25 protein-coding genes and 1 pseudogene are annotated in these 23545 nt (G+C 36.5%); 8 read left to right on the top strand and 18 right to left on the bottom strand.

The features are described 5' to 3' along the window. Window positions 1-215 precede the first annotated feature (215 nt). The 6 genes from priA to Q4D72_RS05265 all read right to left on the bottom strand — a co-directional run bounded on the left by priA (window position 216) and on the right by Q4D72_RS05265 (window position 6849). Window positions 216-2666 (bottom strand): primosomal protein N', encoded by a 2451-nt coding sequence (gene priA / locus Q4D72_RS05290; protein WP_303076541.1) that lies wholly within the window; start codon window positions 2664-2666, stop codon window positions 216-218. Further along, window positions 2667-3584, bottom strand: coding sequence for a YihY/virulence factor BrkB family protein (locus tag Q4D72_RS05285; RefSeq protein ID WP_303076539.1), 918 nt, complete (start codon window positions 3582-3584; stop codon window positions 2667-2669). Between the two features lie 93 nt (window positions 3585-3677). Next, on the bottom strand, window positions 3678-3848 hold the full coding sequence (locus Q4D72_RS05280) for a hypothetical protein (protein WP_303076538.1): 171 nt from the start codon (window positions 3846-3848) through the stop codon (window positions 3678-3680). A gap of 107 nt (window positions 3849-3955) precedes the next feature. Then, window positions 3956-4324 carry a rhodanese-like domain-containing protein gene (locus Q4D72_RS05275; RefSeq protein ID WP_303076537.1) on the bottom strand — a complete coding sequence of 123 codons (369 nt, stop codon included), beginning with the start codon at window positions 4322-4324 and terminating at the stop codon, window positions 3956-3958. A gap of 27 nt (window positions 4325-4351) precedes the next feature. After that, window positions 4352-5395: a 2Fe-2S iron-sulfur cluster-binding protein gene (locus tag Q4D72_RS05270; RefSeq protein ID WP_303076536.1), complete on the bottom strand. Its 1044-nt coding sequence runs from the start codon at window positions 5393-5395 to the stop codon at window positions 4352-4354. A gap of 17 nt (window positions 5396-5412) precedes the next feature. Further along, entirely contained in the window at window positions 5413-6849 is a 1437-nt protein-coding gene (locus Q4D72_RS05265; RefSeq protein WP_303076535.1) for a S41 family peptidase, read from the bottom strand. A gap of 76 nt (window positions 6850-6925) precedes the next feature. On the opposite strand from Q4D72_RS05265, the gene Q4D72_RS05260 reads away from it, so the two are divergent. Genes Q4D72_RS05260 through Q4D72_RS05240 form a run of 5 tightly spaced genes read left to right on the top strand, consistent with a single transcriptional unit; the run spans window position 6926 to window position 9718 of the window. After that, window positions 6926-7423, top strand: a complete 498-nt coding sequence (locus tag Q4D72_RS05260) for an RNA polymerase sigma factor (RefSeq protein ID WP_303076534.1) — start codon at window positions 6926-6928, stop codon at window positions 7421-7423. A gap of 4 nt (window positions 7424-7427) precedes the next feature. Further along, window positions 7428-7868 carry a hypothetical protein gene (locus tag Q4D72_RS05255; protein ID WP_303076533.1) on the top strand — a complete coding sequence of 147 codons (441 nt, stop codon included), beginning with the start codon at window positions 7428-7430 and terminating at the stop codon, window positions 7866-7868. 32 nt (window positions 7869-7900) lie between these two features. Continuing rightward, a complete protein-coding gene (locus Q4D72_RS05250) occupies window positions 7901-8416 on the top strand; it encodes a DUF4252 domain-containing protein (RefSeq protein WP_303076532.1) in 516 nt (171 codons plus the stop codon). Window positions 8417-8421: 5 nt separating this feature from the next. Continuing rightward, window positions 8422-8961 (top strand): DUF4252 domain-containing protein, encoded by a 540-nt coding sequence (locus Q4D72_RS05245; RefSeq protein WP_303076531.1) that lies wholly within the window; start codon window positions 8422-8424, stop codon window positions 8959-8961. A 10-nt stretch (window positions 8962-8971) separates the two neighbouring features. Further along, the gene (locus Q4D72_RS05240) at window positions 8972-9718 is read left to right on the top strand and encodes an epimerase (RefSeq protein ID WP_303076529.1); all 747 of its coding nucleotides are present in this window, start codon (window positions 8972-8974) and stop codon (window positions 9716-9718) included. 15 nt (window positions 9719-9733) lie between these two features. Here the strand turns inward: Q4D72_RS05240 and Q4D72_RS05235 are convergent, their stop codons facing one another. The 10 genes from Q4D72_RS05235 to Q4D72_RS05190 all read right to left on the bottom strand — a co-directional run bounded on the left by Q4D72_RS05235 (window position 9734) and on the right by Q4D72_RS05190 (window position 19003). Next, window positions 9734-10810 carry an AI-2E family transporter gene (locus Q4D72_RS05235; RefSeq protein WP_303076528.1) on the bottom strand — a complete coding sequence of 359 codons (1077 nt, stop codon included), beginning with the start codon at window positions 10808-10810 and terminating at the stop codon, window positions 9734-9736. Between the two features lie 9 nt (window positions 10811-10819). Next, entirely contained in the window at window positions 10820-11542 is a 723-nt protein-coding gene (locus Q4D72_RS05230; RefSeq protein ID WP_303076526.1) for a 16S rRNA (uracil(1498)-N(3))-methyltransferase, read from the bottom strand. Window positions 11543-11562: 20 nt separating this feature from the next. Beyond that, complete coding sequence (locus tag Q4D72_RS05225) at window positions 11563-12942, bottom strand: peptidylprolyl isomerase (RefSeq protein ID WP_303076525.1); 1380 nt, start codon at window positions 12940-12942, stop codon at window positions 11563-11565. Continuing rightward, the gene (locus Q4D72_RS05220; RefSeq protein ID WP_303076524.1) at window positions 12935-13792 is read right to left on the bottom strand and encodes a peptidyl-prolyl cis-trans isomerase; all 858 of its coding nucleotides are present in this window, start codon (window positions 13790-13792) and stop codon (window positions 12935-12937) included. Before Q4D72_RS05220 ends, Q4D72_RS05225 begins: the two co-directional genes overlap by 8 nt. Window positions 13793-13937: 145 nt before the next feature. Beyond that, the gene (locus Q4D72_RS05215) at window positions 13938-15149 is read right to left on the bottom strand and encodes an RsmB/NOP family class I SAM-dependent RNA methyltransferase (protein WP_303076523.1); all 1212 of its coding nucleotides are present in this window, start codon (window positions 15147-15149) and stop codon (window positions 13938-13940) included. Window positions 15150-15298: 149 nt separating this feature from the next. Further along, window positions 15299-16261: a translation elongation factor Ts gene (tsf, locus tag Q4D72_RS05210; RefSeq protein WP_303076521.1), complete on the bottom strand. Its 963-nt coding sequence runs from the start codon at window positions 16259-16261 to the stop codon at window positions 15299-15301. A 173-nt stretch (window positions 16262-16434) separates the two neighbouring features. Next, window positions 16435-17163 (bottom strand): 30S ribosomal protein S2, encoded by a 729-nt coding sequence (gene rpsB / locus Q4D72_RS05205; RefSeq protein WP_303076520.1) that lies wholly within the window; start codon window positions 17161-17163, stop codon window positions 16435-16437. 147 nt (window positions 17164-17310) lie between these two features. Continuing rightward, window positions 17311-17697, bottom strand: a complete 387-nt coding sequence (gene rpsI / locus Q4D72_RS05200; protein ID WP_303076519.1) for a 30S ribosomal protein S9 — start codon at window positions 17695-17697, stop codon at window positions 17311-17313. Then, window positions 17697-18152 carry a 50S ribosomal protein L13 gene (gene rplM, locus Q4D72_RS05195; RefSeq protein WP_303076518.1) on the bottom strand — a complete coding sequence of 152 codons (456 nt, stop codon included), beginning with the start codon at window positions 18150-18152 and terminating at the stop codon, window positions 17697-17699. The genes rpsI and rplM overlap by 1 nt, the downstream gene beginning before the upstream one ends. Window positions 18153-18412: 260 nt before the next feature. Continuing rightward, window positions 18413-19003, bottom strand: coding sequence for an HD family hydrolase (locus Q4D72_RS05190; protein WP_303076517.1), 591 nt, complete (start codon window positions 19001-19003; stop codon window positions 18413-18415). Between the two features lie 443 nt (window positions 19004-19446). Between Q4D72_RS05190 and Q4D72_RS05185 the strand changes: the two genes are divergently transcribed. Continuing rightward, window positions 19447-20067, top strand: a complete 621-nt coding sequence (locus Q4D72_RS05185; RefSeq protein WP_303076515.1) for an L-threonylcarbamoyladenylate synthase — start codon at window positions 19447-19449, stop codon at window positions 20065-20067. A gap of 191 nt (window positions 20068-20258) precedes the next feature. Here the strand turns inward: Q4D72_RS05185 and pepE are convergent, their stop codons facing one another. After that, window positions 20259-20957 carry a dipeptidase PepE gene (gene pepE, locus Q4D72_RS05180; RefSeq protein WP_303076513.1) on the bottom strand — a complete coding sequence of 233 codons (699 nt, stop codon included), beginning with the start codon at window positions 20955-20957 and terminating at the stop codon, window positions 20259-20261. Window positions 20958-21013: 56 nt separating this feature from the next. After that, complete coding sequence (locus tag Q4D72_RS05175) at window positions 21014-21385, bottom strand: SdpI family protein (protein ID WP_303076511.1); 372 nt, start codon at window positions 21383-21385, stop codon at window positions 21014-21016. A gap of 221 nt (window positions 21386-21606) precedes the next feature. Here Q4D72_RS05175 and speB point away from each other — a divergent pair, with 221 nt between their 5' ends. Beyond that, window positions 21607-22485, top strand: coding sequence for an agmatinase (gene speB, locus Q4D72_RS05170; protein ID WP_303076509.1), 879 nt, complete (start codon window positions 21607-21609; stop codon window positions 22483-22485). 151 nt (window positions 22486-22636) lie between these two features. Further along, window positions 22637-23366 (top strand): annotated as a pseudogene (locus Q4D72_RS05165) (IS1 family transposase). Window positions 23367-23545 lie beyond the last annotated feature (179 nt).

The following is a 23545-nucleotide window of genomic DNA, read 5'->3' as shown; positions in this document are numbered from 1 at the left end:
GCGAAATAAAATTGATTTTTAGCGTAGTATCCAAAGTCTTGAATTTTTGATTCTTTTGTTTCAAGACAAAAGAACAGAAATAAAAAAACAAATTATATAGAGTTATCTATATACTCCAAATCATCTCATTAATACTTTTATACGTCAAAAAGCCAAACGAACGGAAACAAAAAAAGCGCAACAAAATGTTGCACTTGCTCGTACGGATATTTTTGTTATTCCACCATAAAAATAAGACGAATAGCTCTAAAATTGGGTACCGCTTGAAAGGTTATTTCGGTGCGCAATACGTGTTTTTTAACCTTTTCAACCGAAACTTCGGGTGATATTTTCACCAAAATATCCTTGATATACTCATTTCGGATACGTGAAACCAACGGGAACTCAGGTCCTAACACTTCCAAACCATTCTGCGAGCCAAAATGCTGTCGCAACACATCGGCAAACCACGCCGCCCCTTCGTTTACTTTGTTAAAATCAGGATGTTTCAGGGTTATTTTCAGCAAACGCACAAACGGCGGATACAAAAACACCTGTCGTTCGGTTAGTTGCGTCTGGAACATTTGTTTGAAATTATTGTGAAGCACTTGTTGCACCACGGGATGTTTGGGATTATAGGTCTGAATGAGTACTTTACCCTGTTTAGCGCTGCGCCCAGCCCTGCCCGATAGTTGCATCAGGAGCTGAAAACTACGTTCGTGTGCGCGAAAATCCGGAAAATGAATCAGCGAATCGGCGTTCATCACGCCTACCAGACCGACATTCTCAAAGTCCAATCCTTTGCTAATCATTTGTGTCCCAACCAAAATTTGCGTTTGTTGTTGTTCAAATTTTGAAAGAATTTTTTCATAGCCATACTTTCCGGCGGTGGTGTCCTGGTCCATTCGGTCAATAGCAGCATCGGGGAAAAGCATCGTTAATTCATTGGTTAGCTGCTCCGTTCCAAAACCTTTCGTGGTCAGGTGTGAACTACCGCAAGCTGAGCAAGTTTGGGGCATCGCTATGGCATAACCACAGTAATGACAACGCAATTGATTGCGCCCCTGATGGTAGGTGAGGCTCACATCACATTGCGGACATTGCGGAACCGTACCGCAAGATTCGCACAAAACCACAGGAGCATAGCCACGCTGATTTTGAAATAAAATAACCTGACTACCTTGCCTTAAAGTCGCTTCGATTTCAGTAATAAGCACATCGGAAAAATGCCCGCTCATCTGTTTTCTAAAACGTTTGTCTTTCAAATCAATAAGCGCTATTTCAGGAGGGCAGAAATCTCCGAAACGTTTTGAAAGATGCACATAACCATATTTTTTTCGGTGTGCATTATGGAGGCTTTCAAGTGAAGGCGTTGCCGAACCCAGTAACACATTGGCTTGATGCAATTTAGCCAGAACGATAGCCGCATCACGCGCCTGAAAACGCGGCGCAGGGTCATACTGACGGTATGAAGGGTCGTGTTCTTCATCAACAATAACCAATCCCAAATCAGAAAAAGGGAGAAAAACCGATGAACGGGTCCCTACAACTAATTGATTCTTAGTACTGCTTGCCAGAACATTATTCCAAAGTTCCGTGCGTTCATCCAAACTATATTTTGAATGGTATACCCCGAGGTTATCACCAAAATATTTCTTCAACCGATTGATTAGATGTACGGTAAGCCCGATTTCAGGAAGCAAATAAAGCACCTGCTTGCCCGATTTAAGCACTTGCTCAATAAGTTGCATATAAATTTCGGTCTTCCCTGATGCCGTAACCCCCTGAAACAAAACTACTTGATTTTCCTGAAATTGCTGTTGAATTTGCAGGAGGGCTTCTTGCTGTGGTTGGGTCAATCCATTAAAAGTTAGTGCATCGCCGGCAAAACTGACACGGTCTTTTTGAATGAAATATTCCTCGAAAATACCTTTTTCTACCACTGATTTCAGCACACTCGCCGAAGTATTGGCTTGCGACAGCAATTTTTCAGCCGACAAAGGTGTTTTTTCCTTATTAAAATGGTTGAAATAAGCTACCACCAGCTGCTTTTGCTTTTCGGCACGCGCCAGCATATCAAAAGCATTCTTTATACCATCATCAGACTGATACTGAGGAGCTAAACGCACATATTTTATCAACTTCGGGACATATTTTTCAAACATTCGCTCCGAAAGTTTAATGGCTTTTTTCCCAACCAAAGTTTGCAACACTTTCAGCGCTTTTTTCTTCCCTACGATTTTTTCAACCTCACTACCCGTTAAAGCATTTTTGAAATTCAAAGCATCGTAAACCAACCATTCATCGTCAGTAAACAAACTCATTTCCAATCCTTTACCATCCATTTCAATCATTGTTTCACTTTCCAGCAAAAAAGTGGAAGGCATAGCCGCTTTGTACACCTCGCCCAGTGAACACATATAAAAATCAGCAATCCACTGCCAATGTTGCAGTTGCAACGGACTAATCACAGGAGTTTCGTCTAAAATATATTCGATTTCTTTGGTCTGGTAAGTTGGCTGATTGGTATGAATTTGACTCACCATAGCCGTGTAAACATTTGATTTACCGAAAGGTACGGCAATACGCATTCCCGGTTGTAAAAATCGGGCTTCATCTTCATTTACCTGATAGGTAAATAACTTCCGAATGGGAAGAGGCAATATAACATCAACAAAATAAGTCATTTAACTTGATTTTTTTAGTCGTAAAAGTGCTGCATTGAGTTCAAACCCTAACAAAAGAATATTTGAATTCAGCCAAATATACAACAAAAAAATCAACAATGCCCCAATAGAACCATAAAGTTGATTGTATTGTGAAAAATTTTCAATGTAAATACCAAATAAATAGGTAGTTAGCCCAAAAAGAAGCAACGTAAAAATAGAGCCAACCGAAAAAAACTTGCTTTTTTTGCCTTCGTGCGTACCAAAAAAGAAGAGAATTGATGTACCGAAAAAGGCAATGATGGAAATAAATCCTATTTTTGACCATTTTAGCAACATTTCATTCGCGTGTAGAATTCCTAACTTTTCAAAGTAAGGGAGCAAGTACACCTCATAGAAAATAAACATCGACACGATGGCTAATATCAACAATCCCAATATGATAGCTACCATTAGAGAAATTAGATATTGCTTGATGAAAGTTCGAGTAATTTTCACGTGATACGAAAATTCAAAACCGCCAAAAATAGCTACTATTCCGTTGGTCATCAAAAAGATAGATAAGAAAAACACGGACGAAAGCAAGCCTCCTCGTTTTTTGTCGGCTATGTCAAAAAAAATTCCTGAGAAAAAATCATTGGTTCCGGGGGGCAGTAAATCGTTGATAAAGAGCCAAACATCTGTTTGGAAGCCTTCAATCGGCACATACGGAATCAAATTTAAAATGAATAACAAAAACGGAAATAGTGCGATAAAAAAACTGTACGAAATGGCACTTGCCCGATACGTCAGCGCTCCTTTGGCAATCCCAACTATGTAAAGTTCAAGCAAATCATAGAGCGAAAAGGTATTTCGGGACAAGGAAATACGTTTCAAAAAAGCTACAATGTTTTTGATAATGGGAATTTTTTCTAACTTTTGTTCTATTAGCTTTGACATAACAAAAAACAACAAAAAGACTTTCGCGAAAGAATTCCTTCCGCAAAAATCTGATAATCACATTTCTATAAAATATTTATTCGGTTTGTAAATTTATTCTTTTTTAGCCTTTTTAGCAGCTCTTTTCTCTTGGATTCGCTCTAAAATGGCGCCCCCAACCCAGTAAGGAACTACGAATGTCAGCAAGAAAATCATCAACCAAAAACCAATGGTTGCAATCCCTAAAAAGACTAAAAAGCCCAAATATTGATCAAATTCAAACATAATTGAAAATTTTGCCCCAAAGATATACTTTTTCCGGCTATTTCACAGAATAAAAAATCGCTTTTATAAAAAGAATAATCTAATTTATATTAAATCTAAACAAGTTACTATTTCTCAATCGGTTTTCCGGCTTCAAACCATTGCAAGATGCCTCCGTCTAAGTGAATTAAGTTTTTATATCCTTTTTCTTCAAGGGCTTGCACCGCTTTTGAACTGCGCCCACCGCTTTTGCAATGAATGTAAATCACGTCTGTTTTTTTGAATTGTTTTTGAAAATTTGCTACAAAATTTTCATCAAAAAAATCAACATTTACGGCTCCTTTTACGTGTCCACTTGAAAACTCTTCCGGCGTTCTGATATCTACCAAAATATTTTCCGGCTTTGGCTCATAATCTTTCATCGCCATATTTTTAACCGAACCACTTGAACCACAAGCTGATAAACTTATGGTTAGAATAATTAACATACGTTTCATCTTATTATATTTTTTAATTAGTACATATTAATAAACAACTTTAACCGCATCGGAAAAGGCATAGGCTTGGCACATAAGCACCCAACCTTCATCAATTTCTTTTTGAACAAGTGTCTCATTCTTAACCATTTGTACTTTTCCTTCCACCACTTTCGCCATACAACTGCTACAAACACCATTCACACACGAATAAGGAACTTCAATGCCTTGATTTAAAACAGCTTGCAACAAACTTTGTTTTTTATCGGCTTCAAAAACAAGATTCTTGCCGTTATAATCAAGTGTAACAAGCACATTACCCGATGATTGTAAAAAATCATTTTTACTTTCTGTTACCTCAAAAAATTCGGTTGCAATTTTATCAGTCGATATTCCCAAAATAAGCATCTTTTCACGGAGATTTATTATCATTTTTGATTGCCCGCAAAGATAATAACGCTCAAAGTCAAGTTGTTGGTATCTACTCAACACATCTTCAAGCAATTTTTCATCTATTCTGCCAAAAAAATTACCGTCCGTCGCCTTTTGGCTGAATACATAATGTACCAGAAAACGAGTAGGATACATCGCCTTTAATGATTCTATTTCACTGAAAAACAGCGTTTCTTCTTTTGATTTATTTCCAAAAACAAGCACTATTTTAATAGCGGTTTTTGCCAAAGCCGTTTTGATTATACTCATCATCGGGGTTATACCGCTTCCTGCGGCAAAAAGCATAATGCTCTTTGTATCAAAAACTTGGAAAAATTCCGGAACAAAAGTAAATTTCCCTTGCGGAGGCATCACTTCAAGTGCCTCACCTTCTTTTAAAACAGTAGTGAGATAGGTTGAAAAAATACCGTTAGGCACTCTTTTTACGGCAATACTTAACCGTAATTTGTCAGTTGCCGAACAAATCGAATACGACCTTCGAACCTTCTGATTCTGAATGGTTTTCTGTAAGGTTAGGTATTGCCCTGCATCAAAAGAAAACTCATTTTTGAGCTGTTCGGGCAGGTTAAACGTAATTTTAACGGACTGCTCGGTTAATGATTCTATTTTTGATACTTTCAAACTGTAAAATCGGTTCATTTTCAGTCAAGTAAAACTTATTTATACATTTGATTTTCAGCTAAATTAAACGATTTTGAATCAGCAAGATATTGCACCGGCATTACGACTTGGGTTGGAAGCGATTTTCCTGAAAATCCGGTTATGTTTTGAATAGCTTTGGCAAGCAACGGCTCGCTTTCTTCGCCTAAAACCCCAAAATTGGTAACATCCTCTGCAATTGTTATTGACGGAACCAACCCACTGGTGTAATCTCCCTCACCTCGCGCATTTTCGATTTTCAATACCAACGGTTGCATCGCCCACTTGTGTTTCGGGTTAATCCCTTGTTTATCAATACCTGAACGGCTATCGTAAACAGTAATAGAACCCTCGTTTTTGCCGAGGGTGGTTTCACCAATTTGCACCACATCAACATAAGCCTTTAATCCATTGATAACCAACTCACTTGCCGAAGCCGTTCTGTTGGTTGTAATAATGTGAACTTTGCTTAAATTCAGGCTGTTAATCGGTGTTGCACCTATTTTATCGGCAAAATAGAGTGATGCACCCGATTTATCGATAATCGGTTGTAATTTATCGTTCCAGCGTTCTTTGGCAAATAATTGTCCGCCAAACTGCCCTGTAATCATTGAAGCGAGGTAAACCGCCGATGAAATTCTGCCGCCTCCGTTGTAACGCAAATCCAACACCAAATCAGTAACACCTTGATTTTTAAACTCCCCGAAAGCTTCATTGAGTGCCTTATCAAAATTGGCTACAAAACTGTTGTACATCAAATACCCTATTTTGTGTTCTCCTTTGGTAATGACTTTATGAATAAAAATCGGATTTTCAGTAATTTCGGATTTCGTTACCGTTACAGAAACGCCGGTTTCCACTATATTTATTTTATCATTAATTCTTTCAGCTCTTGCCATATCCATACGCATTGTCGAACTGGGATTGAATAAGAGTTTTGTATAATTATTTATGTTTAAAGGCGTCCCGTCAATGGCAACAAAAATATCACCTCGCTTAACTCCTTGTAATTCAGCACTTGAATTAGGTAATACATAACGCACTACGCCCAGCACGCCTTCTCCGGAACCATAACGTGATAACACAAAATTCATTCCTGAACTGAGTGAAATCCCTTGAAAACTTCGCTCCAATTCGGTGTAATCTTCTGTTATGAAACTAAATCGGTCTATTTTTTGATACTGATTTAACAAATTAACAAACAATTTTTTAGGCGAATCATATGATTTTAAAAAGTTTACATACGCCGTATTGTCTACATTTGTTTGTGCCACACTTACCGCAAAACGACTATCTGCCAAATCAGGGACATCTTTTTGCCATAGATACCAATGATTTAATCCTTTCCAGATAAAATCACGCACGTGCAATTCTTTATCAAGATTGTCGTTATTATCTTTATCACAAGATAACAAACTAAAAATCAGCATTATGAATAAAACTCCTCTTTTCATACTATCTTTTTTTTTCACAAATGTAACATTTTTTTGATATATTCGTCTTATATTTGAAAAAATAATTTGATTTTTTATGACGCATCAGGTGTTTTTGGATTGTATTCGCCCCTTTCAAGATAAGGTATATCGCCTTGCCAAACGGTTGCTCATTTCAAAAGATGAAGCCGAAGATGCCTCACAAGAAATTTTGCTAAAACTCTGGCAGCAACAGCAAAAAATCAATGAAATTCAGAATTTGGAAGCATACGCAATGACACTGACAAAAAATTTATGCCTCGATAAATTAAAATCAAAAAGCAGTGATAATCTGTCGCTTACGCATATAAAATACGAGACTGAAAATTACGTATCTTTGCAAAAACAAGTAGAAACCAACGATATGTTTGAAAAGGTAAAAAACATCATCAATCAGCTCAGCGAACAACAACGAATGGTAATGCAACTTCGTGATATTGAGCAATATGAATTTGATGAAATCGAAAAAATTACAGGCATTAAAGAAGCTACCATTCGGGTAATTTTATCAAGAGCCCGAAAAACAGTTCGAGAAAAATTAACAACTTTGCAATAAAAAAATGACTGAACGAATTAAAATATTAATAAACAATTATTTTGAAGGACAAACTTCATTAGAGGAAGAAAAAGAATTGCAAGCCTATTTCAATTCAAAAAACGTAGATGTCTCATTACAAGACTACAAACCCTTGTTCGCTTACTTACAAGAGGCTTCAAACGAACGAAAACCGGCAGCAATTTTGCCATTTCCAACTTCCAAAAAACGAAATTTATTTCAAAAAATAGCTGTTGTGGCAATATTTTTGCCTATCACTTTTGCCATTGTTCATTACAAAAATTATCAAAAAGAACAATCAGAAGCAAGAATGGCTTTTGCACAAGTAAAAAATGCCTTGCAAATGGTTTCGGAAAATTACAACAAAGGAACAGAAAAAATAGCACACCTAAAAGAATTTGACCAAACAACCCACAAAATCATAAATTTAGAGAAATTAAAATAGATAAATTAACATACAATAATAATATAAATAAGATGAAAACAAAAGTATTTTTTACGGCAATTTTTTTAGCAACTTCAATTATGGCAATGGGACAATCCGTTTTTGATAAATTTGAAGAGAACAACGAGGTAACCACCGTTGTGGTTTCGCAAAAAATGTTTCAGATGCTATCAAAAATTGATAGCAAAGACGCCGAAGCCAAAGAATTTATGGAAATTGCCAACAAACTCACCAGTTTAAAAGTTTTTACTACTGAAAACCAATCGGTTGGACAAGCAATGAAAAACGAAGTACAGGCGTATCTCGGCAAGTCATCACTTACCGAACTGATGCGCGTGAAAGACAAGGGTTCAAACGTGAAATTTTATGTGAAACAAGGAAAAAATGCCGACCACGTTTCGGAATTGTTGATGTTTGTGCAAGACGGAGGCAATTCAAAACAGACCGTTATTTTGAGTTTGCACGGTGATATTGACCTGAACAAAATCGGGGTGCTGACCAAAAATATGAACCTTCCAAAAGAAATTCAAGACGTTAAAAAGAAATAATCCGTATGAAAAACATCTTGAAAATAGCATTTTGCTGTATGCTCACGGTGGGCTTTCAGTCGTGTAAAAACTCAAAAAGTTTGCAGAAATACATCGTTGAAAAATCAGAAAATCCTGACTTTTTTTCGATAAATATTTCACCGAAAGAGCTTTTAAAAAGTTCAATCAAACAGAATGAAAACCCCTTGGAGGGCATCGAAAACATCAATGTTTTGGTACTCAAAAACAGTGATTTTCAGAAAACTAACAACGAATATCACGAAATCAAAACCATTCTAGATGACGAAAAATACCAAGATTTGGTGCGAACAAACAGCAAAGGGAATAAGTTCCAAATTGATTACATTGGCAGTGATGATAACATTAAAGAAGTGATTATTTTAGTTCGGCAAGGACAGGAAAGGCTTGCACTTTTGCGTGTTTTAACAAACGGGCTGACAATCAATCAATTGTTACAACTCCCTGAAATGCTGAAAGATGAGAACATTGATTCGGAAAACATTACCAAAATAGTGGAAAAACTTTCACAGGCTTTCAAAAAATAAACCAAACGGAATGAAAATAGGAATTATCGGTTGCGGGTGGCTGGGTTTTCGGTTGGCAAAACAACTGTCAGCCAATAACGAACTATTTGTAACCACTACTTCGGTCAAGAAATTAACGGATTTCCCGTCCTATTTTCATTCTTTTTTAATTAATTTTAATGATTCTTCAGTAAAAGAGTGGGAAACTCTTCAAAATTTGGACTCTATTATCATCTCTATTCCATTTGGACGACAGTTAGCGTTTAATTTTTTAGAACAAAGACTCAAAAACCTACAAAAATTTATCAAAACCTTCAAAAAACAATTGTTCTTTACCGGTTCTGTGGGTATTTATCCTTCTGTAAACACTGAAATTGATGAAAATTTCCCTTCATCGGCATTACAGCCCAATTTACTTTTTGTTGAAAATTTTCTGAAAATAGCTTTTCCACAAATAAACATTCTACGATTGGGCGGACTGATGGGCGGCAATCGCGTATTTAGTAATTACGCCGTTTCAGATTTGCATCAAATGGTAAATCACGTTCATTATCAAGATGTTTGCTTGGCTATTGAAAAAATGATAGTCCAAAACACAACTTCAAAAACATACAACATTGTTGCTCCACAACACCCTACAAAACAGGAAATTATCAATTATCAGAAAAACATAAACATAGCCCTTACAACCAATCCTTCCGGAAAAATAGTATCATCAAAAAAGTTGGAAAATGAACTCGATTTTACGTTTTCATTTCCCAACCCCGTTTATTTTTAATGTTTTGGCAAAAAACTATAAATTTTTCGTCAGTAATCCAATAAATTTATTGTTTGGCAAAAATTCTTTCAAAATTACTTTCAACACTGTATAAGCTGGCACCGCAATAACCATACCCACAACCCCCAAAAGTGTTCCGCTAATTAGGGTTACCAAAAATATTTCTAACGGGCTGGATTTAACCGAATTAGAAAATATCAAAGGCTGTGCAAAAACATTATCAATAATTTGACCAATGAAAAAACCTATCAAGACGTAAATCGTTGTAGGAAGGGTTACACTCATAAAATCATTGTTAATATTGCTGCTCATTGTCAAAAGCGCCATCAAAACAAAACCGATAATCGGACCTATATAAGGGATAATATTCAACAAGGCACATAAAAATGCAATAATAAGCGCATTTTCAACTCCAAAAATAAGTAGTACAACGGTGTAAATCACAAACAAAACGGTTAGTTGCAACACCAAACCCAGAAAATATCTTGACAGTAAGTTATTGATTTTGAATATTGAAACTCGCATTCGGCGTGCGTGGCGCAGTGAAAACAACGACAAACCCGATTTCATCATTTTGCTTCCGTCTTTCATAAAGAAAAACGTGATAAACAAAACGGAAAATACGCCTGCTCCAAAACTACCAATGAAGGAAAGAAACGAATTTAAAAAATTGGGAATATCAATAAAATTGAGCGCCTCGGCAACACTCATTTGATAGCTTTCTTGGTCAATCCCCAGTTTATCAAATAGTTGTGATAACATTCCGTCTAAATTCGTTCGTAGTGCGTCAATGTTTAGCCCAGAAAGATTTTTTCCTTGTGAGACCAACAACGGAACAAATAAACTAAACGTACCTAAACTCAGTAAAATAAACAAAGCCATCGTTAGTAAAACACAAACTGTTTTGTTTCTGATTTTCAACTTTTTAGTAAAGAAAAAAACCAAAGGCTTGCCTATCAAGGTTATCACCAATGCCAATATAATGTAAACGATAATTGACCTTACCAAATAAAGCGCATAAAGCAACAAAACTGTCAGCATCATCGTGCCAACAGCCCGTAAAATACCGTTTGCAATCGTTTTTGAATTCATAATTTTATACTAAATTTCTAATTTAGAGCATATTGACACAACATCACAGGCTACAATTCCGGCAGTTTCTGTACGCAATCGATTATCTCCCAGTGAAATAGGCAAAAAATATCCTTGCAGTGCCATTTTAATTTCTTCGGTAGAAAAATCCCCTTCCGGACCTATCAAAACTGTTATTTTTTCAGGGAAAGGCTTCAATCGGTTTGAAAATAAATATTTTGTACCTTCCTGACAATGAGCGATAAACTTTGCAGAATCATCGTTTTTCATCTGCTGAAAAAAATCGGCTGACGCTACTGCGACATTGAGTTTAGGCAAAAAACACTGTAAAGATTGTTTCATTGCCGATTGTATAATTTTTTCAAAACGCTCATTTTTAATCACCTGACGCTCTGAATGGTGGCAAATGATAGGTGTTATCTCATCAACGCCAATTTCAACGGCTTTTTCCAAAAACCACTCGTAACGCTCATTCATTTTTGTGGGGGCAACCACCAAATGCAAATAATACGAACGAGGCGTTTTGTACTCGTATTTCAAAATCGAAACCTCACATTTTTTGGGTGAAGCAAGGGCTATTTGAGTTTCAAAAAGCCAACCTTTTCCGTTGGTCACATACAATAAATCGCCTTCTTTTTTTCGTAAAACCTTGACAATATGCTGACTTTCTTCTCTTTCAAAAAAAAAGGAAGTTGTATGCTCATCAATATCGGCGTGATAAAAAAGTTGCATCTAACAAATGATTGAAAATATTATTTTTTAAGCCAATTATTTGAAAATGTGCACTTTCTGTACTCACCATTTACTGCAATATGTGCTTTTTCAATATTTTCCTTCATCCATTTGGCAATGACTTTTAATTGTTTTTCTTTCAACGCCAAATCTTGAATTTTCACATAATCTCTCGCAAAATCAGCCTGATGCTCCTCGTGACGATTGGTTACTTGATAAATTTTATAGCTCTTTTTGCCCGTTCTGTCTTCGTCTAAATGCGCTATGGAAATCTCATTATCTTGCAATTTTGAAATTCGCTCGTAAAGGACAGGTTCCATACGTGTAAGCTCGAAACGCGTTGAAAGGTCTTCCGGATTGATAAGTTGCCCACCGTCATTTCGGGTTTCTTTTTCGTCAGAAAAATTACGGGCTGCCTCGTCAAAAGTAAGTTCACCATCTACGATTCGCTGACGGATTTTTTCAATTTTTTCCTTGGCTTCGGCAAGCGCTTCTCTGGGAATGTCGGGCATTAACAAAATATGCCGAACGCTCACTTCTTTCCCTCTAATATCATCAACCTCAATGATATGCCAACCAAAACTTGACTCAAAAGGCTTTGAAATTTCGCCTTTTTGCAAACTAAACGCCACATCTTTGAAAGCCTTGTCAAAATGTGAAGCGCGGTTGAAGGTCAGAACTTGCCCTCCGGTAGCCCGGTCTTGCGAATATAAAATCGCTTTGGTTGAAAAACTGGTTCCATTTTGCTCCACATCAGCTTTAATTTCATTCAATCGGTCAATAATTTTCTGTACCTCAGCTTTTGGAGCCACCGGATTTACCACAATTTGGGCTACCTCCAACTCCGTACCGAATTTCGGCAATTCATCGGCAGGAATTGAGTTGAAAAACTGACGTACTTCTTCAGGGGTAACTTCCACGTTTTTAACAATTTGAGCTCGCATTCGTTGTGCCAACATATTGAGTTTGAACAGTTCAAAAAGTTCATCACGCATCGATTGCTCATCGTCTTTTCGATAAAATTCAAGCAATTTTTTCATATCGCCACCCAATTGAGCCACCAACATTTCAACACGCTGATTTACAGATTCCCTAACTTCTGAATCACTTACCGAAATACTATCTTGCACCGCCTGATGAGCATAGAGCTTATCTTCCATTAGTTTTCCTAAAACTTGGCATCGTGTAAAGGACTTGGTATCAACATCTTGCTGTTGCAATTCAATAAAAGCCTTATCAATATCCGATTCCAAAATTAAATAATCACCCACAACTGCCGCAACACCATCAACTTTCAAGCGTTTTTGGATAGGCTGAATATTTGTAACTGTATCATTTTGAGACCATAAGCTACACACAATGAATAACATCCCGATAACGGATAGCATTTTCTTATTCATAAATAATTTCAAATTGTTTTTTCTTAATACCTGTGTTTATTATATCTGTTTCAAGTTTTTTTACAAACTCTAACTTTCTCTTATTCAATATGATTTGATGCAATGTTGGCAAGGCATACTCAATGGGAGCTTGTTCATTACGCCGCAAAACATCGCAAATTTGCACCAAATAAACGCCATTTTCATCTTTATGATGCACAAAATCGTGCCGATTTTCATCTACTTTTTTCTCCAAAAAAGGAAGTTTTTTAAGCACGCTTTCAGCCTTTACCCAAACCGAATCGTTCAAGTAAACCGACACAAACTGCAATGAAATCGAATCCAATTCCCTTTTGTCAGAAGCCTCAAAATGTTTTATTTTTTCTTCAATGGTGTTAATTTTTTTCTGTTTTTCATCGGAAGAAATTTGCACGTATCTGAGTTTGATTAATGCCTCATTGAGTTTAAACGTTTCTTTGTTTTCCTGATAGAAAAACTCCATTTCACTTTGCTTGACAATCGTATCTATTGAGCTGTTAATCAACCTTTCTTTGTACGAATTAATGTATAAATCAGCTTTGTAATCACTCACCAAACGCTCAAAACTTTCCTTCTCCTCACCGGTTATGTTTTGTTCGGCTTTTGCCAAAAGCAAGGCTTTAATCGCCCAATTGTTTATAAATCGTTGTGTGATGCTGATGCTGTCTTCTTGAGTGTACTCCTGGGGCATAATCAAAGCTATGTCTTCCCGATACAGGTACGTATCTCCCACCCTAGCAATGGCGTGACGTGGTGTTTCTTTTGAAAAATATTCACAAGAAACCGCCATCATTCCTAAAATCAATATGTAAAATACATTTTTAGCCCACATCAATTAATAACGCAACACACTATTTTTCAACAAAATACAACACTAAAAATTGTTTTTCACTCAAAAATAGCCATAAAAAGAGGTGCAATTTACAGATTATTTTTCAAATAAAACAGATTTTTTTTGATAAATCAAAAATATCGCTCTATTTCCGTTTGATTTTTGCCATATAAAACCCGTCGTACCCCGAAATATGTGCAAAAATAGCTTCGTCTTGTTCCAATTCAAAATCGCTACCCGCTTCCGAATTTAAAAAACGTTCGACTTGCATTTTATTTTCTGACGGAAGAATGGAGCAAGTGGCATAAACCAATTTTCCGCCAGATTTCACCAACTTGGCATAATTACGTAAAATATCTTGTTGCGTTTGGCGAATTTCATCTAAAAATTCAAGTTTCAGTTTCCATTTGGCATCCGGATTTCGTTTCAAAACGCCCAAACCACTGCAAGGCGCATCAATCAAAACACGGTCGGCAGTGCCTTGCATTCGTTTGAGTTGCTTTGAGTCAATTAGCTTAGTTTCAACATTAAACACTTCATTTCGGCGCGCCCTTCGTTTGAGTTCTTGAAGTTTATTTTCGTAAATATCCATCGCGATAATTTGCCCTTTATTTTTCATAAGCGAAGCCAGATGCAGGGTTTTTCCGCCCGCTCCGGCACAGGTGTCGATAACGCGCATTCCGGCCTGAACTTCCAAAAACGGAGCCACTTTTTGTGATGAGGCATCTTGCACTTCAAACAATCCATTTTTAAACGCATTGGTTGTGAATATGTTAGTACGCTCGGTCAGTTCAAGAGCTTCCGGATAATTTTCAAGCAAACCGGCTTGAACACCTTCGTTTTGCAACATTTCTTTGAGATGCAACGGACTTATTTTAAGCGTATTGGCACGCAACACAACCGGTGCCAACTGATTAAGAGCGCGAAGTTCTTTCGTCCAAAAATCCTCGCCTAACTCTTTCAGTGCCAAATCATCAAGCCAATCAGGTACTGACTCCCGAAATTTTCGTATTTTTGAAAGTTCATCAAATTTCCCTTTGATACTTCTCTCAGGCGTATTTTCAAAATAATTACCCCAATTGGGCAACGGTATTCCTTTAAGCACTGCCCAAACGGCAAACATTCTGCGTAAATCACGCACTGAAAAAGGCAATTTCACATCGGCTATGGTGGCATACAGGCGTTTCCAACGCACCATTTCATAAATGGTTTCAGCAATAAAAGCCCTGTCACGAGCTCCCCAACGCTTATCCTTTTTTAACTGTTTTTCAACAACTTTATCGGCATACTGACTATCGTTGCAGATAAAGCTCAACCCTTCAATAACCGCATCGGTTAAATTTCGATGTAATCGCATTTATTTTTTTAATTTGAAACGTGCTTGCAAAGATACTTTTTTGTGCGTAAATAACAAAAAGAGCGTGAAATACATTTTTGTCAAAAACAAAAAAAACAGTACAATTTTCAAAAAACTGTACTGTCTTATTTTTTTTAATGTAATTAAATTTACAACGCAACGCGCTTAAATCCAACTATTTCTACGTTTTTAGATTTCACGTAATCAGACACTTTTTTAGACTCGTCAGAGATATACACTTGGTCTAACAAGGCTTTCTCTTGGTCTAAGGTTGTATTATCGCTGATAAAACGTTGAATTTTTCCGGGAAGGATTTTATCCCAAATTTGCTCTGGTTTCCCTTCGGCTTTAAGTTCTGCTTTGGCATCTTCTTCGGCTTGTTTTAACACAGCGTCAGTAAGTTGCGCATATGAAACATATTTAGGAACGTTTTTAAGCGGTTTACCTAAACGTGCCAATTCTTCGTTTTCTTTTGCGATGATTGCCACACGTGCCTCAGTTTCCTTGGCAAGGTATTCTGCCGAAAAATCTTTGTTTGACAACACCTCTGCACCCATAGCAGCGATTTGCATCGCTAAGTTTTTCGATACATCGGTAGCGTCGGCAATGTTTGCTGAAAGCCCTACCAACGCAGCGATTTTATTTCCGTGGTGAATGTAACCACCTACGTAAGCAGCTTCTAATTTTTCAAAAGCTCCCACTTCGATTTTCTCACCGATAACACCTGTTTGCTCGGTTAATTTCTCGGCAACTGAAATTCCTTTGTAGTCAGAAGCTAGTAACTCTTCTTTTGAATTTACAGAAAGAGCCAACTCTGCCAAATCTTTTGCCAAAGCCACAAAAGCCTCATTTTTAGCCACGAAATCTGTTTCGCAGTTCAATGAAATGATAGCTCCTTTGGTGTTATCAGCGCTTACTTTGGCAATAACGGCGCCCTCGCTTGAATCACGGTCGGCACGTTTTGCAGCTACTTTTTGTCCTTTTTTACGCAATATTTCAATGGCTTTATCAAAGTCTCCTTCTGCTTCGATAAGTGCGGCTTTACAGTCCATCATTCCGGCACCTGTTGCCTGTCTTAATTTGTTTACTTCTGCGGCGGTAATATTTGCCATATATTTAATCGTTTTTTAATGAATTAATTCAACTTATTTTATAAAAATAACGAAAAGTAATTATGTTTTGAAGGCATTACCTCAGCACATAATTACTTTATCTTTTTGTTTGATATTGTTTTGAAAATCTGACACTTATATTAAGCATCAAACAATTTCAAGCAATTCAATAATTATTCAGCAGCTTCTGCCTCTTTGTTGTCTTTGTCTGACGTTTTACCGGCAAGCCCTTCGTTAATGGCTTCGGTTACGTATGAAAGCACCTTCTCAATTGATTTTGAAGCATCGTCATTTGCGGGGATTACATAATCAACCTGACGTGGATCAGAGTTGGTATCCACCATAGCAAAAATAGGAATGTTTAATTTTTGAGCTTCTTTCACGGCAATGTGTTCACGCATTGTATCAACGATGAACAACGCACCCGGAAGGCGTGACATATCAGCAATTGAACCTAAGTTCTTTTCAAGTTTTTCTCTTAAACGCTCAATTTGTAATTTTTCTCTTTTTGAAAGGGTTTCAAAAGTACCATCTTTTTTCATTTTATCAATTGACGACATTTTTTTCACCGCTTTACGGATAGTAACAAAATTGGTTAGCATACCGCCCGGCCATCTTTCGGTAATATAAGGCATTTTTACCGCAGCGGCTTTCTCGGCAACCACATCTTTTGCTTGTTTTTTAGTGGCTACGAAAAGGATTTTTTTGCCGGAAGCAGCAATTTTTCGAAGTGCTTCATTGGCTTCCTCAATTTTGGCAGCCGTTTTGTATAAGTTTATTACGTGAATTCCGTTGCGCTCCATATAGATGTAAGGCGCCATATTCGGATTCCATTTTCTAGTCAAATGCCCAAAATGAACACCTGCGTCCAGTAATTCTTTAATTTCTATGTTATTTGCCATTTTTTTTAACTAGTTTACGTTCCGTTGATTTAGCAATGTTTCGGTGAAGTTACCCGCCCCAAACATTTGGATGCTAAACTAAATTCCTCACGAAAAAGGAACAACGACAACAATGTTTTAATTTCTTTTGTTATTCTTGATAAAGCATTAACGTTTAGAGAATTGGAATCTCTTACGAGCTTTTTTCTGACCGAATTTTTTACGCTCAACCATACGAGGGTCACGTGTTAATAATCCTTCGGGTTTCAAGGTCGCTCTGTTTTCAACATCAACTTCGCACAAAGCTCTTGAAATTGCCAAACGGATAGCCTCGGCTTGACCGGTGATTCCTCCGCCGTATACGTTTACTTTTACGTCATACGTATCCTCAACACCTAACAAAGCAAAAGGCTGTTTTACTTTGTACTGCAATGTTGAAGTGGTAAAGTAATCATTTAATTCTCTTTTGTTTACGCTGATAGTTCCGTTGCCGGGTTTTAGATAAATACGCGCAACGGCGGTTTTTCTCCTACCAATTTTGTGAATTACTTCCATTATTTCAAATCGTTTAAGTTAATGGCAGTAGGCTGTTGAGCTTCGTGTTTGTGCTCAGTACCTACGTACACTTTTAAATTACGTAAAATTGCTGCACCCAACTTGTTTTTAGGTAACATACCTTTAACGGCTTTTTCAATCAAGCGCTCGGGGTGTTTTGCCAAAACGTCTCTGGCAATTTGTACTCGTTGCCCTCCCGGATAACCTGTGTAACGAAGGTATTCTTTGTCGTTCCACTTATTACCGGTCAAATTGATTTTCTCGGCATTGATAACAACCACGTTATCACCGCAATCAACGTGTGGCGTAAATTCGGGTTTGTACTTACCGCGTAGCAATTTTGCCACTTTTGAGGCAAGACGACCCAACGTCTGTCCTTCAGCATCTACCAAAACCCACTTTTTGTTAGCCGTGGCTTTGTTCACTGAAATTGTTTTGTAGCTTAATGTGTCCACATTACTCATTTTAAAAATTAAACATTCCTTTATAACTCAATCAGATACACAGGTATCTGAAATTGGGGTGCAAAATTACAACTATTTATGTAATATGCAAATTTTCTTTCAGTTTTATTTTTAAAACACTCATAAACAAGAGTTTTAAAGTGGTTTAACGCTACGTGTTTGAGATGGTTTGAAACACATAACCTCAAATCATTTCAAGCAATCTCAAACTACTTCAAACAACCTCAAACCATTTTCAAACTTCTAAAAGTTTACGAACGAATTTTATGCTCGCCCAAAGCCTTTTTAAGCAGTATCTCAAAGGCTTCACCCAAGGCGTCGGAAGCGCGCTTTACGGCTTGCTCAATCACTTTGCGGACTTGTTGCTCGGTTACAGTTCCTTCTTTCCAACTTTTACCCGAAGTATGCGCATTTAAAATAAACGGCATAATACGGTCTATTGCATTGGCGAACACGGCATCGGGCGATGTAGCAGCTTCAAATTCTTCCCATAAAGCAAGAAATTCACTACAAAGCGGCTCATCTAAAATACCGAAAATCCGTTTTGCAGACGCCAATTCACGTTCGTATTTACCCGCCATTGCCTTTTCATCAAAAGCAAAGGTATCTCCGGCATCAATTTCAACAATATCGTGAATTGAAAGCATTTTCAATACTCGATATAAATTAATTTGCTCTTTATTTTTAGCATACGGATATAAAACTTGTGCAAAAACAACTATTTGCCAACTATGTTCAGCTGAATTTTCTCTTCGTGAATCATTCAAAATATAATTTCGTCTTTGCACATTTTTAAGTTCATCAATCGCTAAAATAAACTGTATTTCTTTTTCTAATATCATATTTATAACTAAATTAATAACTGCAAAATTAAATCTATTTTTTAATTATAGAAGAAAAATTACATCATATTTTATATTTATAATAACTATTTTTTAAATACAAAAAACATTTTTTTAACTTTAAAACAGACATAAAAATATAATTATAATATATTTTTCTAATAATAACATCATTAAATAAACTAAAAATAACTATCGGCACTTTCCCGATAATTTTCGGACAATCTCCGATAACTAAAAATAAATGCCCGACAACTTTCGGGATACATTTTACATCATCATAATACTATTTTTAGTATCTAATTGAAACAAAAACAACATTCTTTATTTTATTTATACTATAAATCAAGTTGAAAAAAAATCAAGCTAACCCATTTTGATATATAAGTTTTTTTCATTATATTTGCGCATTCTATTTTAAACTTTTATAAATTCATAAAATTATGGCTACCTTTATTAAACTATATAACGAAAACCCCAATGAACGGGAAATTTCAAAAATAGTAGATGTACTTAAAAATGGGGGATTAATAATCTATCCCACGGATACTGTTTATGGTTTAGGTTGTGATATTACCAATGCAAAAGCATTAGAACGTATCGCTAAACTAAAAGGAATTAAGTTAGAGAAAGCTAACTTTTCATTTATTTGTCCTGATTTGAGCAATCTTTCAGATTATGTAAAGCAAATTGACACAAGTACTTTTAAAATTTTAAAACGCGCCCTTCCGGGCCCTTATACATTTATTTTACCGGGAAGCAATAATCTTCCGCCGGCTTTTAAAAAGAAAAAAACGGTAGGTATCCGAATCCCCGAAAATGCTATCGCACGAACTATTGTTGAACGATTAGGAAACCCGATAATTTCAACTTCGATTCACGATGATGATGATGTTATTGAATATACTACCGACCCCGAACTTATATTTGAAAAATGGCAAAACAAAGTTGATATTGTCATTGACGGAGGTTACGGAGACAATATTGCATCAACGGTAATTGACCTTTCAGGTAACGAACCCGTAGTTTTGCGTGAAGGAAAAGGAAATTTGGACATTTTTTAGTGTTTTTGATGTTTCGGCACTAAAAAACTTACTTTCGGTAAAACTCCGACAACATAAGTATATAAAAACAGAACTACTTTTTTACTATTTTTTATTATCGGAAGTACTTTTTATACTTTCGGGAAAACCCCGATACTATGAAAATATATCATAGCATCAGGATTTTTTGTATATTTAGGTAAAAAATAATATCAGAAAGGCAGTTTTGAAACTTCTTCGGGTTGTTTTCCTTGCAAGAAAAGTCGGGCAGTTAAATTTCCTTTTAGGATTATTTCATTATTTTCAACCCGAATCCAACTTCCTTCACGAAGTCCTACCACGGGAATTTCATTAAGCATATGGAATTCTTTAATGCGGGTTTCGCGAGTTTCCCCTTTATGTTTGCTCGTTGGATCGGGGTCAAGGTAATGTGGATTTAAGTTAAACGGAACAAGACCGAGCGTTTTGAAACTTGGTGGATAAACAATGGGCATATCATTGGTTGTTTGCATTGTTTGCCCGGCGATATTACTACCTGCACTTGTTCCCATATAAGGTGTACCGTTTTGTGCTACATCTCGCAGAACGTCCATCAGATTAAGCTGATAGAGTTGCGCAACCAGCAAAAAGGTGTTTCCGCCTCCGGTGAAGATTGCCTGAGCTTGTTTGAGAGCTTTTTCAGGTTGGGCAAAGGTGTGCAACCCTACGATTTTTTTGCCGACGGCTGAAAATCCTTTTTGGGCAACTTGGGTGTATTCATCGTGTGAAATGCCACTCGGGCGCGCATACGGAATGAACAAAATTTCATCAATTCCTTGAAAAAAATCAGCGATTTCATCACGCAAGTAAGACAGGTACGTACCGCCGTAAACAGTGGAAGTGCTTGCCAAAAGTATTTTTTTTGTTGTCATAATTGCTTTTTTTGCAAAGATAACATTTAAAGTTTTACAACACACACTTATCGGGATTAATTATCTTGTTTCTTGGTGTTATCTTCGCGTTTTTGTAATTCCCTTTCTGTTGTCAAAGCACAAAAATAACTCCCGAGAAAAAACTCAACCATCGAAACGATTGGCACAATGGGTGGCTCTTTTTTCAGGTCGATTTCACCTACAAAAATTAATAACGCCTGTGTAACCATAACCATAAACGGAACAAAAATCCACTGATTTGAAAAATGTTTTTGAGCAAATTGCCAATTTTCAATGTTTTTCATTGAGCGTTTGGTTCGATAGCCGTAAAAATAGTTGATTTCTTTGGCGGGAAAGAAATGTAACAATAAAATTATACCAGTGATTAAAAAGTCAAATATTAAAATTGCAATAATTTCTTTGGACATAATTAGGTAAATGGCTTATAATCATCAGTTAATAAAATTACACCAGCAAATATATTGTTTTTTTCTTAAAATCAAAAACTTTTTTGCGTATTTTTAACCATCAACTCCAAAAAACACCATATTTATACAAAGTTTTTACGTATATTTGCCCTGTTTTTGGTGGCACTTAACAGGTAATAGCCCCAATAACAATTACATACAAAAATTAAAAACACAAAAAAATGAGCAGAACTTACGCAGGAATCCCGCAAGAAAACGCAACACTTGAAAATTCAAAAGTAATGTTGGTTACCGTGCCGTATGACGGTACTTCCACTTGGGGCAAGGGCGCTGACAAAGGTCCCGAACTTTTTTTAGATGCTTCCGAAAATATGGAACTCTATGATATTGAAACCGATAGCGAGCCTTATTTACACGGGGTGTATATGGCGGGCGAGGTTTCAGAAAACTCCTCACCCGAGGCAATGACCCAAGCCGTTTACCAAAAAACCAAAGAACTTTTAAAACACGACGACAAACTCTTCACGCTTTTCGGCGGAGAGCATTCGGTTTCCATCGGCTCTATCCGTGCTGTGGGCGAAAAGTACGAGAAACTAACCGTACTTCAATTGGATGCACATACCGATTTACGCCCTGAATTCCACGGTTCTACTTCAAACCACGCTTGTGCCGTGTTTGAAGCCAACCAAAAACACAAATTGGTACAGGTGGGTATCCGCTCAATGGACATTGAAGAAAAACAATATCTCCCCAAAGGACGCGTATTTTTCGCACACGAAATCGCTAAAAATAAAAACTGGATTGATGATGTGCTTGACAAAGTATCCGGTAATGTGTACATAACCATTGATTTAGATGCTTTTGACCCGTCCATTGCTCCTTCAACCGGAACGCCCGAACCCGGTGGTTTACAATGGTATCCCACTTTGAAACTATTGCGCAAGCTATTCAAAAAATGCAACGTTGTAGCCTTTGATATTGTGGAACTTATGGACAGTCCGGCAGCTAAACCAACCGCCTTTTTGGCAGCGAAGTTGTATTACAAAATGTTGGCATACCACTTTAAATACAACGCTAAAAAACAAAAGAAAAGCAACTAATTTACAATTGATATAAAAGGTATAATGGACAAAAATTAGGCTCAATTTTCAAGTGTAATTTTAACCTTTGAGATAAAAATATATTAGTATTGTAAAAAGTATGATGCTATAAAAAATTGACAATCAAGGAAAAATGTAGTATTTTTGTTGAATGCAAATCACAATTACACTGCACTGCCCCAATTGTCAAGGAACAAGGATAGTAAAAAATGGATTCAAATCCTACGGAAAACAAAATTATCTTTGCAAAGATTGTCATCGCCAATTTGTAGGCGACCATAATTTAACCTATAAAGGTTGTAGGTCAGATATTTATAGCAAAATTCTTTTGCTTTTAGTAAGAGGAGTAGGTATTCGAGATGCTACTGTAATAGGGCAAATTAGCATCAAAAAAATACTTTCTGTATTAATAAATTTTTGCCGAGAAATCAAACCTAAACAATTGTTTTATAACTCGTTGCAAGTAGATGAAACCTAACGAAGTGGTTCGGCGAAGCCAATTTTGGACTTTTGTTGGTAAAAAGAACAATAAAAAGCGGCTAATTTATGCCTATTGTCCTAAAACAAAAGAAATTGCGGCGTGGCAATGGAGCAGAAGAAACAAGAAAACGGCTCGAAAACTTCGTGAAAAATTGAAGAAATTAGGTGTAAGTTTTGGACAAATTTGTACTGATAACTGGGAGGCTTTTATTTCTGTTTTTCAAGAAGATAATCATAAAATTGGCAAAAAAAATACACCACTGATATTGAGGGAAATAATACGCGTTTGAGACATAGAATTCGCAGGGCTGTCAGAAAAACGTGTTATTTTTCAAAGAAACTTAAATCATTTCAAGACTTTTGAAATTGTATTTTTCTATATCAATTTTGGGTATATTTGACCATCATACTTTGGAAAACACGACCTAAATTTGTTACTCGTTCATTCTTTTGTATCTTTGCGAGAAACATTAGTTTTTTCATTTTTATAAGTTTAAAATTTAAACCAAAGGAGGGCTATTTTGCCCTCTTTTTATTTTTATCACAACAAAAAAGTTGGGCATTTTTGATACCCAACTTT

This window comes from Capnocytophaga sp. (genome assembly GCF_030532915.1).
Classification (GTDB): Bacteria; Bacteroidota; Bacteroidia; order Flavobacteriales; family Flavobacteriaceae; genus Capnocytophaga.
This window is presented reverse-complemented; position numbering and strand designations above follow the sequence as displayed.